Annotated in this window: 9 protein-coding genes; 7 read left to right on the forward strand and 2 right to left on the reverse strand. The window is 71.9% G+C overall.

Annotated elements, in window-relative coordinates:
* Positions 1 to 43: 43 nt before the first annotated feature.
* Entirely contained in the window at positions 44 to 1,183 is a 1,140-nt protein-coding gene (locus LZ495_RS03540) for a substrate-binding domain-containing protein (RefSeq protein WP_235050339.1), read from the reverse strand.
* Between the two features lie 180 nt (positions 1,184 to 1,363).
* On the opposite strand from LZ495_RS03540, the gene LZ495_RS03545 reads away from it, so the two are divergent.
* The 4 genes from LZ495_RS03545 to LZ495_RS03560 all read left to right on the forward strand — a co-directional run bounded on the left by LZ495_RS03545 (position 1,364) and on the right by LZ495_RS03560 (position 6,309).
* Entirely contained in the window at positions 1,364 to 1,810 is a 447-nt protein-coding gene (locus tag LZ495_RS03545) for a hypothetical protein (protein ID WP_235050340.1), read from the forward strand.
* A 116-nt stretch (positions 1,811 to 1,926) separates the two neighbouring features.
* Positions 1,927 to 3,312, forward strand: coding sequence for a hypothetical protein (locus LZ495_RS03550; protein WP_235050341.1), 1,386 nt, complete (start codon positions 1,927 to 1,929; stop codon positions 3,310 to 3,312).
* 159 nt (positions 3,313 to 3,471) lie between these two features.
* Complete coding sequence (locus LZ495_RS03555; RefSeq protein WP_235050342.1) at positions 3,472 to 4,827, forward strand: hypothetical protein; 1,356 nt, start codon at positions 3,472 to 3,474, stop codon at positions 4,825 to 4,827.
* Between the two features lie 90 nt (positions 4,828 to 4,917).
* Positions 4,918 to 6,309: a hypothetical protein gene (locus LZ495_RS03560; RefSeq protein ID WP_235050343.1), complete on the forward strand. Its 1,392-nt coding sequence runs from the start codon at positions 4,918 to 4,920 to the stop codon at positions 6,307 to 6,309.
* Between the two features lie 120 nt (positions 6,310 to 6,429).
* Here the strand turns inward: LZ495_RS03560 and acnA are convergent, their stop codons facing one another.
* Complete coding sequence (gene acnA, locus LZ495_RS03565; protein WP_308267566.1) at positions 6,430 to 9,153, reverse strand: aconitate hydratase AcnA; 2,724 nt, start codon at positions 9,151 to 9,153, stop codon at positions 6,430 to 6,432.
* A gap of 161 nt (positions 9,154 to 9,314) precedes the next feature.
* Here acnA and LZ495_RS03570 point away from each other — a divergent pair, with 161 nt between their 5' ends.
* The 3 genes from LZ495_RS03570 (at position 9,315) to LZ495_RS44640 (ending at position 13,305) form a co-directional block, all read left to right on the forward strand.
* Entirely contained in the window at positions 9,315 to 10,349 is a 1,035-nt protein-coding gene (locus tag LZ495_RS03570; RefSeq protein WP_235050345.1) for a Gfo/Idh/MocA family protein, read from the forward strand.
* Between the two features lie 210 nt (positions 10,350 to 10,559).
* Positions 10,560 to 12,053, forward strand: a complete 1,494-nt coding sequence (locus tag LZ495_RS03575; RefSeq protein WP_235050346.1) for an MDR family MFS transporter — start codon at positions 10,560 to 10,562, stop codon at positions 12,051 to 12,053.
* A 148-nt stretch (positions 12,054 to 12,201) separates the two neighbouring features.
* Positions 12,202 to 13,305, forward strand: coding sequence for a PP2C family protein-serine/threonine phosphatase (locus tag LZ495_RS44640; protein WP_235050347.1), 1,104 nt, complete (start codon positions 12,202 to 12,204; stop codon positions 13,303 to 13,305).
* The last annotated feature ends 73 nt before the right edge of the window (positions 13,306 to 13,378 follow it).

Consider the following 13,378-nt stretch of genomic DNA (forward strand, 5'->3'; position numbering starts at 1 on the left):
CGCGGCGAACGCGAGAAAGATCACCAGGGCGGGCGGCGGGCCGTCAGCCCAGGCCGGCGGCCTTGCAGGCGGCCGCGTACTCGGGCGTGCAGATCTCCGCGGCCGTGTAGTAGGGCTTCCGCACGACGGTGGCCTTGACGTCGGCCTTCGTCACCGGGAGCGGCGCCAGGATGGTCGCGTCGACCTCGACCGTGCCGTTGTTCCTCTTGCCGGTGGCGTCCTCGTACTTCTTGCCGACCGCCGCGGCGACCGCCATCTCGGCGGCGGCCTCGGCCTGCGGCTGGTACGGCTTGAACACGGTCATGTACTGCTCGCCCGCGACGATCCGCTGGATCGCGGCGAGTTCGGCGTCCTGCCCGGTCACCGGCGGCACCGGGGCGAAGCCCGCGGCCTTGAGGGAGGCGATCGAGCCGCCGGCCATGCCGTCGTTGGCGGCGTAGACCCCGAGGACCTTGCCGGGGCCGCCGAGCGCGGTGATGGCCTGCTCGGTGGCCTTCTGGGCCTTGTCGCCGGACCAGTCCGGGGTGTCGTACTCGCGGCCGATGATCACCTGGCCGTCCAGCGCGAGGTGCACGCCGCGCTTGTACTCCCCGGCATTGGGGTCCGTCGGCGAGCCGTGGACCATGATGATCGGCGCGCGCTTGGGGTCGCCGCCCTTCTTGAGCGCTTCGAGCAGAGCGGTGCCCTGGAGCTTGCCGACCGCCTCGTTGTCGAAGGAGACGTATCCGGAGATCGGGCCCTCGGCGAGCCGGTCGTACGCGATGACCGGGACGTTCTTGGCCTTCGCCGCTGCCACGGTCGCCGCCGCGGCCTTGGTGTCCACGGCGTCCAGGACCAGGACGTTCACGCCGCCGGCGAGCATCGCCTCGGCCTGCTGCTGCTGGGTGCCGGCCTGCTGGTGGGCGTTGGCGTACTGCACCTCGCATTTGGGGCACAGGTCGCGCACCCTGGCCTCGAAGAACGGCTTGTCGAAGCGCTCGTACCGGGCCGTCTTGTTCTCCGGCAGCAGCAGCCCGACCTTGAAGCCCTGGGCCACGGTCAGCCCGGTGCCGCCCTGGGCCTGCCCGGCCTTGTCCGCCTTGTCGGTGTCGTCGGACGTGCCGCAGGCGGCCGCGCCGAACAGCAGGACCGCCGCGGCCGCGCCCGCCGCCACGCCTCGAAGCACCGTCCGCGCCGTCCGCACCTGGGACCTCCTGGATGAACCTGCATCACTTGGATCTTTCCGAGTCCCTCCATGCCCACGTCAGAGTGAAAAAAGTTATAAATAGTCAGAATTACTCAGAATTACCCCCATTTGGATGACCGCACGAAACCGCAGGGTCTGCGTATCCGGATACGCAGACCCTGTGCCATGATCGAACATATGAGCGACTCCGCATCCGACTCCGCCGCCCGGCCCGCCTGGGAGCGCCCCGGCCGCTTCGAGCGCGCCGCGGGCGGGCAGGACGGAGTCGCTCCCCCCGGCTGGCCGCGCGGCGTCCGGCCGCCCGGCGTGGAGGGCTGGGAGGAGACCGCGGTGCGCTGGCTGTACGACCTGGTCCCGCCCGGCTACCGCCGCCACGAGGTCCTGCGCCGGCACCCCGAACTGCTCGCCCGGATGGCCCGCCAGCACGTCGCCGCCGCCCTGCAGGCCGCCCGGTACGGCTACGGCACCGCCCGCGTCGACCTGCGCGACCGCGTCGAGGTGCACGTCGTCGAGTCGGTCCTGCGGATGTACGAATACGAGGGCTCCCGCGCCGCCGCCCTCGAACGCGAGGTCTCCCTCGTGGAAGAAGCCCTCACCGGCCGCCGCTGGACCCCGCGCCTCTAGCGCCGCGCCCTTCGGGCACGCCCCCGCCCCGCAGTGATCATTTGGCCGCGGCCGGCCGGTAGTCTTCCGCGTCCCGGGGAGCGGCAGAGCCTCCCCGTCGGGGCGGAAGAGGACGCATGCGGCGCAGTGGGGGAAGTCCACGGCGGAGAACAGCGGCGATAGCCGGGCTGCTCGCGGTGGTGTTGGCGGGTTCCGGCTGCGCGGCCGTACCCGTGGCCGGCCCGTTGGCCGAGTCGCAGCAGGACGCGCGGCCGGAGCCGGCGTCTTCCACCGCGCCCCGCGGCACCGCCCCCGCGCCTTCCGCGTCGCCCGCCGACCCGTCGGCCCCCAAGCGGTCGATCTCCAAGGAGGACGTCCACGCCCTGCTCGCCGAGCAGAGCAGGGCGCTGGCGGCCGGCGACGAGGCGGCGTTCCTCGCACCGTACGAAGGCGCGCCCGCCGAGATGGCGGCCGAGCGCCGCCGGACCTTCGCGAATCTGCGGAAAATCCCCTTCTCCGATGCCAAGTTCGCCGCGGACATAGTGAACGAACCCGCTGCCGTGACCGGCCCCGCCGAGGCAAGTGTCGCGGTCGCTTTCCACCACCGGATCGAAGGCGTCGACACGGCATACGCCGCCGAGTGGTACCGCTACCGCCTGACCCGGACCGCCCCCGGGGCACCGCTGCGGATCGCCGAGGTCGTCGGCGCCGGAGAGTCGGGCGGCCACCCGTCGCCTTGGGACGGCGGCGAGTTGGCCGTGCTGGAACGCCCCCATGTGGTCCTGCTGACCCGGCAGGCCGATGCGAAGGCGGCCGCGGCATGGGCCGACCGGGTCGAGAGCATCGCAGCCGAGAGCGTCGCCGCGTGGCAGGGGCCGTCCGACATCGGGAAGCGCTTCCTGGTGTACGCGGCGTCGAACCGGCAGGACTTCCTGGCGGTCTACCCGAGCACCCCCACCGCCGCGCGCGAGCCTGTCGAGTGCCGGGTCTCGTGGGAGATGAGCGGCAGGCACCGCCCCTGCACCGACAGCTACCGCGGGGTCGCCCGGATCGTGCTCGACACGGGCGCTCCCGGTTTCCGCGCCGAAGAGGGCGACATCGGTATGCGCTTCGGCGTGGCCCTGGCAATGCTGCGCCCGCTGTGCGGCAGCAAGTGCGAAGACCCCGACTGGGCCCTCTACGGATTCGCCACCGCCTTCGCGTGGAAGTACGCAGCGGCGCCGAACACCCACCGGCTCAGCGCCCGTTCGCTCCTGCAGGCGCGCGCCTACACCGGAAAGCTCCCGGACATGGGGAGCCTGGACTGGAGCTCCGAAGAGGACGTCGAGGTGGCGTATGCGTCGTCCGCGCTCGCCTTCCAGTACCTCGTGGCCAAGTACGGCACCGCCAAGGCGCAGGAGTTCGTGTCCGAGGTCGCCTGGGCCGACGACGCCCGCACCGAGGCCGCACTCAAACGCCTCACCGGCCTGGACCGCAGCGCTTTCCAGGCGCAATGGGCCGCCTGGGTCTCGGAGACCGGCTGACCGACCGGACTCGGCAGCGAGCCGCCTGGGCGGAGCAGCCCGGCCGAGCGGAATTCTCTCTTCCGGTGCGTCAACCCGGGGCGGGAGCCACCGCGTTCTTGATCATGCGGGGCAATCAACGTGGGGGTGCGTACTCCCGCACGCTCGAGGGAGAACGTCGTGCCTGTCGGTTTGTTCGTGTCCGGGGCCGTCCGCAGGCGGCGCGCCGGGAGGCTGCTGCCCGGTCTGGCCGGAGTGGCGGCGCTGGCCGTGCTCACCGCGGGGTGCGGGGGCGGCGATGCAAAGGACGCGAAGGATGTGAAGCCGTCCGGCTCCGCGGCTGCCCCGGCCGGGGCGCAAGGTGCGGTCGCGCAGATCACCAAGGCCGAGGTGAAGGCGCTGCTCGACGCCCAGACGCAGGCGCTGAAGGCGGGCGACGAGGCGGCCTTCCTGGCGGCGTACGAAGGCGCCGACGCGGCGGTGCTCGCCGAGCGCAGGCGGACCTTCGCGAACCTGCGCCTCGTGCCTTTCGACAGCGTGGAGTTCACCGCGCCGACCGCGCCCGAGGTCAAGGCCGCGGAAGGGAGCGGGCCCGCCGAGCTCGAGGTCCCGGTGGTGTTCATGCACCGGATCACCGGGATCGACGCCGTGCCGGTCGGGGAGGGCTACCGGTACCGCATCGTGCGTACCGCGCCCGGAGGGCCGCTGCGCATCGCGCACGCCGAGGGCGGCGGCGGAAGTGTCGGGTACCCCGCTCCCTGGGACCAGGGCGAGATGGCCGTCGTGGCGCGCCCGCATGTCCTGCTGCTGGCCGCGAAGGCCGACCAGGCCAAGGCCGAAGGCTGGGCGGACACCGCGGAGACGGCGGCCGCGGCAGGCGTCGCGACGTGGCGCGGCCCGGCCGGGACCGCAAGCCGCTTCCTGGTGTACGGGACCGCCGAAAGGATCGGCTACGCCAAGATGTTCGGCGGTGAGAAGGGCACGCGGAACGCCTCGACCGACTGCCGGCTCGCGACGGCCGCCGGAGCGGCGACGCCCTGCTCTCTTGCCGTGGCCGGCAGCCCCCGCCTCACCGTGGACTTCTCCGGAAAGCCGGCCGCGACCGCGGAGGCGCTCGTCGGCCCGCTGACCGACGCACTCCTCAGCCCGCTGTGCAAGGAGACGTGCAAGGGCCGCGCGTCGTGGGTGCTGGAGGGGTACTCCCTGGTGCAGGACTGGGGCCTGGGGAACGATGACGGAATGGTCCGGGGCACCGTCCAAGAGCTCTTCAAGCAAAGGGAGTTCACCGGCAAGCTGCCCAGCCTGGACAGGTCGGGCAGCTCGGTGCTCAGCCTGGACGCCGACGGCTATGCCGCCGCACTCGCGATGCACCGCCTCACCGAGAAGTTCGGGGCGGAGAAGGCCCACACCGTGGCCGCCGGGGCATTCGGCACACCCGACGACGCAGCGTTCGCCGCGCTGTTCCGGAGCACCACCGGTACGGACCTCGCGGCATTCGAGAAGGACTGGGCGGCCTGGGTCCGGGCGAAGGCCTGACCGGCAGGGTGTCCCGGGGGTTCCGGCACGCCTTAGCCTGGCTTGGCCGCGGTGGCGCGAGCTCGCCGCGGCCAGGGGAAGCGAGGTCGCATGTACGGCACTTCGCAAGGTCCGCACCGGCTCCGGCGCGGGCGGAAAGCGCTGCGGGCCGGCGCCCTCTGGGCCGCGCTGGCGGCCGTCGCGGCGGCCGGCTGCCAGGGGAACGGTGCGGCGGGGGACGCGAAGGCGGCCGCCGACCAGGAGGCCGGGCTGCGCGCCGCGGGGGTGTCCGCCTCGCCGGCCGTGCCCACCGGGCCGCCGCGGATCACCAAGGCCGAAGTGGAGGCCCTGCTCGACGCGCAGACGCGGGCCCTGGCCATCCGCGACGAGGCCACCTTCATGGCGCCGTACAAGAACGCCGCGTCCGGGGTGCTCGCCGAGCGGCGGCAGTTGTTCGCCAACCTGCAGCTGCTGCCGCTCACCGTGGCCAAGTTCGTGGCCCCGGCCGTCCCCGAAGCGCGCGCCCCCGCCGCGGGCGACGTCGCGGAGGTCAACCTGCTGGTGGCCTTCCGGCACCAGGTGGCGGGCATCGACCCGTCGCCGATCGACGAGGGCTACCAGTACCGCATCGTGCGCGAGACGGCCGGGGCGCCCTTGCAGATCGTGTACGTGGGCGGCTCAGGACCGGCGGCCGGGAATCCGGCGCCGTGGGACCGGGAGCCGCTGGTGGCCGAGTCGCGGCCGCATGTCCTGCTGCTGGCCCCGGAGTCCGAGCGCGGCCGGGCCGGCGCCTGGGCGGACACCGCCGAGGCGATCGCGGCCCGCGAGGTGGCCGCATGGCAAGGCCCGGGCCCGACCGGTCGGCGGTTCCTGGTGTACGCGGCCGCGGACGGCCTGGCGTTCGACCGGACGTACGCGTTCCCGCGGGAAAACGAGGGCCTGGCCGTCTGCCGGGTCATGTCGTTCTCCCAGGACCGGCCGATCGGCTGCCCGCCCGAGCAGCCCGGCGTGGCACGGCTGGTGGTGAACACCGCCGACCCGGCGTTCGCCGCGCAGCCCGACGTCGCCGCGACCGCGCTGCGCCAGGCCGTCGCGGAGGCGCTGCTCGTGCCGCTCTGCACGCGGACGTGCGACGGCTCGTCGTGGGCGGTGACCGGGTATGCCCGCGCCCGGGCCTGGGAGCTGGCCGAGCGGCCCGACGCGGTCGCGAACAGCGCCAGGGTGCTGGTGGGGTCCGACTTCTTCGTCGCCCGCCTGGTCGGCACCCAGCTGCTGTACTTCTCCGACAGCCGGGCCTTCCCCGGCGACCACGCCGGCGCGCTCGCCGTGCAGTTCATCGCGGAGCGGTACGGCACCGACCAGCTGCGGCGCTTCGTGGCCGGCGCGGTGAACACCACCCGCGGCGACGAACTGGCCGGCCTGCTCAAGACGGTCATCGGCCAGGACATCCTGGCCTTCGAGCAGGAGTGGGCAGCCTGGGTCCGCGCCCTCGCGGCAACCTAGGCCCGGCGCACCAGCACCAGCACCAGCACCAGCACCAGCACGCTCTTGCGTACACACGAAGACGGGCCGGCCCCCGCGGGGAACCGGCCCATCCTTCGTTCAACGGCTAACGCGTGCGGGTCACTTGCCCACGAGCGAGCGCAGCACGTACTGCATGATGCCGCCGTTGCGGTAGTAGTCCGCCTCGCCCGGCGTGTCGATGCGGACGACCGCGTCGAACTCGACGCCGGTGTCGGTGCTGACCTTGACCGTCTTCGGCGTGGTGCCCTCGTTGAGCGCCTCGATACCGGTGAATGCGAAGGTCTCGGCGCCGGTCAGGCCCAGGCTGTCGGCGGTCTGGCCGGCCGGGAACTGCAGCGGGATGACGCCCATGCCGATCAGGTTCGAGCGGTGGATGCGCTCGTACGACTCGGCGATGACGGCCTTGACGCCGAGCAGCGAGGTGCCCTTGGCAGCCCAGTCGCGGGACGAGCCGGAGCCGTACTCCTTGCCCGCCAGGACGACGAGCGGGATGCCCGCGGCCTGGTAGTTGACCGAGGCGTCGTAGATGGTCGACACCGGCGCGTCCGCAGCCTGGGAGGCCTGCGTGAAGTCCTTCGTGAAGCCGCCCTCGGTGCCCGGCGCGATCTGGTTGCGCAGGCGGATGTTCGCGAACGTGCCGCGGATCATCACCTCGTGGTTGCCGCGGCGCGAGCCGTACGAGTTGAAGTCCTTGCGCTCCACGCCGTGGTCGGCGAGGTACTTGCCGGCCGGGCTGTCGGCCTTGATGTTGCCGGCCGGGGAGATGTGGTCGGTGGTGACCGAGTCGCCCAGCTTGGCCAGCACGCGGGCGCCGGCGATGTCCGCGACCGGGGTCAGGTCCATCGTCATGCCCTCGAAGTACGTGGGCTTGCGCACGTAGGTCGAGTTCGGGTCCCACTCGAAGGTGTCGCCGGTCGGCACCTCGAGCGACTGCCAGCGGTGGTCGCCCGCGAACACGTCGGCGTAGGACTTGGCGAACATGTCCTGGTCGATCGAGGACGCGACGGTGTCCGCGACCTCCTGGTCGGACGGCCAGATGTCGGCCAGGTACACGGCCTTGCCGTCGGCGTCGACGCCGAGCGGCTCGGTGGTGATGTCCAGGTCCATCGAGCCGGCGATCGCGTAGGCCACGACCAGCGGCGGCGAGGCCAGGTAGTTCATCTTGACGTCCGGGTTGATCCGGCCCTCGAAGTTGCGGTTGCCGGAGAGCACCGAGACCGCGGCGAGGTCCGCGGCGTTGATCGCGGCGGAGACCTCCTCGGGCAGCGGGCCCGAGTTGCCGATGCAGGTCACGCAGCCGTAGCCGACCAGGTTGAAGCCCAGCTTCTCCATGTACGGGAGGAGGCCGGCCTTCTCGTAGTAGTCCATGACGACCTTGGACCCGGGCGCCAGCGTGGTCTTGACCCACGGCTTGACGGTCAGGCCGCGCTCGACGGCCTTCTTGGCGAGCAGGGCGGCGCCCAGCATCACCGACGGGTTCGAGGTGTTGGTGCAGGAGGTGATCGAGGCGATCACGACCGCGCCGTGGTCGATCTCGTACGTCTTGCCGTCGGGGGCGGTGACGGTCGTCGGGGACGACGGGCGCACGCCGTTGGCCGGCGCGTCGGAGGCCGGGAAGGACTCCTTGCCCGCCTCGTCGACGTCCTTGACGTAGTCCGGCAGCGCGGCGCGGAACTTGGCCTTGGCCTCGGACAGGACGACGCGGTCCTGCGGGCGCTTCGGGCCGGAAATGGAGGGGACGACGGTCGAGACGTCGAGCTCGATGTACTCGGAGTACTCCGGCTCGCTCGCCGCGTCGTGCCAGAGGCCCTGCTCCTTGGCGTACGCCTCGACGAGCGCGAGCTGCTGGTCGGAGCGGCCGGTCAGGCGCAGGTAGTTGATGGTCTCGCCGTCGATCGGGAAGATCGCGCAGGTCGAGCCGAACTCGGGCGACATGTTGCCGAGGGTGGCGCGGTTGGCCAGCGGCACCGCGGTGACGCCCTCGCCGTAGAACTCCACGAACTTGCCGACCACACCGTGCTTGCGCAGCATGTCGGTGATGGTGAGCACCAGGTCGGTGGCGGTCACGCCGGGCTGCAGCTTGCCGGTCAGCTTGAAGCCGACGACGCGCGGGATGAGCATCGAGACCGGCTGGCCGAGCATCGCGGCCTCGGCCTCGATGCCGCCGACGCCCCAGCCCAGCACGCCCAGGCCGTTGACCATGGTGGTGTGCGAGTCGGTGCCGACGCAGGTGTCCGGGTAGGCCTGGCCGTTGCGGACCATGACGGTGCGGGCGAGGCGCTCGATGTTGACCTGGTGCACGATGCCGGTGCCGGGCGGCACGACGGCGAACTCGTTGAACGCGGTCTGGCCCCAGCGCAGGAACTGGTAGCGCTCCTTGTTGCGGCCGTACTCGATGTCGGTGTTGATCTCGAAGGCGTCCTGGCGGCCGAAGACGTCCGCGATGACCGAGTGGTCGATGACCATCTCGGCCGGCGCCAGCGGGTTGATCTTGCCGGGGTCGCCGCCCAGCTCCTTGACCGCCTCGCGCATGGTGGCCAGGTCGACCACGCACGGCACGCCGGTGAAGTCCTGCATGATCACGCGGGCCGGGGTGAACTGGATCTCCTCGCTGGGCTCCGCGTTGGGGTCCCAGCCGCCGAGGGCCCGGATGTGGTCGGCGGTGATGTTCGCGCCGTCCTCCGTGCGGAGCAGGTTCTCCAGCAGGATCTTGAGGCTGTAGGGCAGTCGGGCGCTGCCCTCCACCTTGTCCAGCTTGAAGATCTCGTACGACTCGTCACCCACGTTCAGCGTGGTGCGGGCGTCGAAGCTGTTCGCGGACACGACTGCTCCTATCTCGGTTCCACCGGTCGGCATCCTGAGCGGCCAGGCGGCGGGGCCCCTACGTTTATCTTGACGTCGAGAGAACTCTACTCTACGCCTTCTTTGCATCCGAGCAGCGCCCTACGATGCGCGCAACGTGCCACACCACCAGGGGGGCTGCCATGGACCGGATCCGCATCGGTGTGCTCGGCGCGGCGCGGATCGCGCCGACCGCGCTGACCAGGCCCGCACGGCTCATCCCGGAGGTCACCGCGGCCGCGGTGGCGGCCCGCGACCCGGAGAAGGCGGAGGCCTTCGCGCGCCGCCAGGGCATCCGCACCGTGCACCGCGACTACGCCGAGCTGCTGGCCGACCCCGATCTGGACGCCGTCTACATCCCGCTGCCCAACGGCCTGCACGCCGAGTGGACCATCCGGGCCCTGGAGGCGGGCAAGCACGTGCTGTGCGAGAAGCCGATGACGGCCAACGAGGCCGAGGCCCGGGACGTGGCCGAGGCCGCCAAGCGCACCGGCCTGGTGTGCATGGAGGCCTTTCACTGGCGATACCACCCGGTGGCCCGGCGCATGCGCGAAATCCTCGACGAGGACGAGATCGGCCCGGTACGCCACATCTCGGCGACCATGTGCTTCCCGCTGCCGGTCCTCAGTGACATCCGCTACAACTACGCGCTGGCCGGCGGCTCGCTCATGGACGCGGGCTGCTACGCGGTGAACGCGGTGCGCCACCTCGCCCCGGCGCCCGCCCCGGGCGCGCCGGACGCCGCCGGGGCCCGTATCGAGGTGGTCTCCGCGCACGCCGAGACGCTGCGCCGGGACCCGCGGGTGGACCGGTCCATGGAGGCCCGCCTGGCACTGCCCGGCGGCGGCACCGCGACCGTGCGCTGCTCGATGCTGTCCCGGCACGTCTTCGGGATCAGCGCCAAGGTGGTCGGCGAGCGCGGCGAGATGCAGGTCATGAACTACGTCGCGCCGCATTACCGGCACAAGTTCACCGTCACGGCCGGCGGCCGCAAGCGCCGCGAGCACTTCGGGCAGGCCGCCAAGACGTCCACGTACCAGTACCAGCTGCAGGCCTTCGCGGATGCCATCCGGCACGGCACCGAGCCGGCCACCCCGGCCTCGGACGCGGTCGAGACGATGCGGCTGATCGATGCGGTCTACCGCAAGGCGGGGCTGCCGCTGCGCGGCACCGGCTGAGTGCCGGGCACCCCGGACCGGGCCGGCGCAGCCCGGGACCGAACGGATATCGGGGGCCGAACGGACCTTCGCCCCGATTCGGCCGCCTGTCCGGTTGGTCCGGCTTTCGGGGCGGACAACGCGGCGCCACTGAGGTAGAACGTGTTTCCGTCGGCGCGGCTTCCGCGCTGGTCGACACGTGCACATCAGCCACAGCCCGGGGGCCGTCCCATGCGCATCGCAGATCTTCTGCATCCCAGCCGCCTCGAACAAAAGATCGTCGTCAGCATCGTCTTCGTGGTCGCGATGTTCGTGACCGTGCTCGACTCGACGATCGTCAACGTCGCCATCCCGGCCATCGCCGCCGAGTACGGCGAGTCCCCGGACTCCATCGGCGGGGTCAACGTCGGCTACCTGGTGAGCCTCGCGGTGTGCATATCCGCGGCCGGCTGGCTCGGCGACCGGTTCGGCATGAAGCGCGTGCTGCTCTTCGCCCTCGGCCTGTTCACCGCCGCGTCCGCGCTGTGCGGGCTGGCCCAGGACCTTCCGCAGCTGGTCGGCTTCCGGGTGCTGCAGGGCATCGGCGGCGGCCTGCTCACCCCGGTCGGCATGGCGATGATGATGCGGACGTTCCCGCCCGCCGAGCGCATGCGCGCCTCGCGCGTGCTCATCGTCCCGACCGCGCTGGCGCCCGCGCTCGGCCCGATCGTCGGCGGACTCATCGTCGACCACGCGTCGTGGCAGTGGGTGTTCTACCTGAACCTGCCCGTCGGGGTCTTCGCGCTGGCGTTCGGTGCGATGTTCCTGCGCGAGCAGAAGCAGCCCGACGTCGGCCCGTTCGACGTGCCCGGCTTCCTGCTCGCGGGCGGCGGCCTCGCCGCGGTGCTGTACGCGCTGACCGAGGGCGCCCAGGAGGGCTGGACGTCCCCGCTGATCCTCGGCACCGGCATCGGCGGCCTGCTGCTGCTCGGCCTGCTGGTGGTGGCCGAGACGCGCGCCGAGCACCCGATGCTGGACCTGAGCCTGATGCGCAACCGGCTCTTCCTCACCTGCTCGATGGTGACGGTGACGTCCACGGCGGGCTTCCTGGGCGCGATCTACGTGCTGCCCATCATGATCCAGCGGGCTCGCGGGCTGGAGGCCACCGACAGCGGCCTGACCACCTTCCCGACCGCCATCGGCATCACGCTGGCCACGCAGCTCGTGGTCCGGTACTACCCGAAGATCGGCCCGCGCCGGCTGACCGCGGCCGGACTGGCCGGCACCACCGTCATGATCGCGCTGCTCACCCGGATCGGCCCGGACACCAGCCTGTGGTGGGTGCGCCTCGACCTGTTCCTCACCGGGATCTTCCTGGCGCATGTCTTCATGCCCGCCCAGACCGCGGCGTTCGGGGCAATCCCCATGGAGCGCATGGGCAATGCGTCCACGCTGTTCAACGTGCAGCGGCAGCTCGGCGCGGCGGTCGGCGTCGCAGTGCTCGGCAGCGTGCTGGCGGGGGTCGGTGTCTTCACCGTCACCCCGCAGGGCGTGCAGCCCGAATACTCGGCGTACCACTGGGCCTTCGGAGCCGCGGCGCTGATGGCCTTGGCGGGCATCGCGTTCGCCCTGCTGATCAGGGACAAGGACGCCGCGGCCACCATGAAGTCGCCTGATGGCAAGTCAAGCGCGGCGGGCGGCAAGGCCGTCGCACCGGAGTCGGACAAGGCGGAGGCCGGGGGCTGACGAGCGCCCGGAGTTCAGCACATAGGGTGACGGTGTGACGCGGCAAGAACTCGGACTGAGCACTGATGACGCACCGTCAGCGGAACGGCCGACGCCGGAAGCTGGGCGGAGACAGCCGCGTCCCTCCGGCTCGGTGCGGCGGCCGCCCGTGCTCGACTGGCTGAGCCGCAACCGGTCCGCGGTCGGGACCGGTGCGGCCGCGTACGCGATCCTCGTCGGGCTGTTCCTGGTCGGCGTCTTCGTGGACGCGGAGATACCGGGCGCGGTCGCGCTCGGCATCGTCCCGGCCGCGTTCGCCGCGCTGTGCCCGCCGTGGGCGGTGGCCCGCCTGGCCGCCGCCGCGGCGGTGTTCGCGGCGTACCTGACCATGGAGTACGAGAACACCGGCACCGCCACCAAAGCCATCCACCTGGGCGTGGTGGTCGGCCTCGGGGTGGTCGGCGTGTGGGCGTCGGCCACCCGCGTGCGGCACAGCATCCAGCTGGGCCAGGCGCGTTCGGCCACCCTCATCCTGCAGCGCACGGTCCTGGAGCCGATACCCACCGACCTGCCCGGCTACGAAGTCTCCGCGCTCTACCTGCCCGCGGACCTGGAGACGAAGGTCGGCGGCGACATGTTCGCGGTGGTCCGCTCGCGGCACGGCATGCGCGTCCTGATGGGCGACGTGCGCGGCAAGGGCATCGGTGCCGTCACCACCGCCGCCACGCTGATGGCCTGCTTCCGCGAGGCCGCGCACTACGAGCCGAGCCTGCCCGGTCTCGCCGCCCGCCTCGAAGAGCGCATCGCGCAGATCGACGAGGAGCGGGCCGGCCCCGCCGACGAACGCTTCGCCACCGCGGTGCTGTTCGCCTTCGACGAGCCCACCCACCTGCGCATGCTGTCCTGCGGCCACACCCCGCCGCTGCACCTGCGCAGCGGCCGCGCGGTCGAGCTGGAACTGCCGATCAACGCGCCGCCGCTGGGCACCGCGGGACTGTACGACCGCATCGAATACGCCGAATACCGGGTCAGCTACGTGCCCGGTGATGTCCTGGTGGTGGTCACCGACGGCGTCACCGAGGCCCGGGACCCCGCAGGCCGCTTCTACCCGTTCGGGGAGCGCCTGATCCGCTGGGGGCACCACGGCGCGCAGCGTATCGCCAACGAGCTCATCACGGACGTCACCATCCACACCGGCGGGCGGCTGCGCGACGACGCGGCGGTCCTGGTGGTCCGCAAGGCGCACGACGACGAGATGTCCCCCGTCGCCTGACCGGGCAACTAGCGCGATCAGCACGGGCCGGCGAGAACTGCCGCGCCGCGCCCCGCGTCTCGAACTCATGGAC

Source organism: Yinghuangia soli (assembly GCF_021502675.1).
GTDB classification, from domain to species: Bacteria; Actinomycetota; Actinomycetes; order Streptomycetales; family Streptomycetaceae; genus Yinghuangia; species Yinghuangia soli.

Bases quoted from the DNA above. Each gene is read 5' to 3' on its own strand.
- LZ495_RS03545 (WP_235050340.1), top strand. From the start codon at position 1,364: ATGAGCGACTCCGCATCCGACTCCGCCGCCCGGCCCGCCTGGGAGCGC.
- LZ495_RS03550 (WP_235050341.1), top strand. From the start codon at position 1,927: ATGCGGCGCAGTGGGGGAAGTCCACGGCGGAGAACAGCGGCGATAGCC.
- LZ495_RS03560 (WP_235050343.1), top strand. From the start codon at position 4,918: ATGTACGGCACTTCGCAAGGTCCGCACCGGCTCCGGCGCGGGCGGAAA.
- LZ495_RS03570 (WP_235050345.1), top strand. From the start codon at position 9,315: ATGGACCGGATCCGCATCGGTGTGCTCGGCGCGGCGCGGATCGCGCCG.
- LZ495_RS03575 (WP_235050346.1), top strand. From the start codon at position 10,560: ATGCGCATCGCAGATCTTCTGCATCCCAGCCGCCTCGAACAAAAGATC.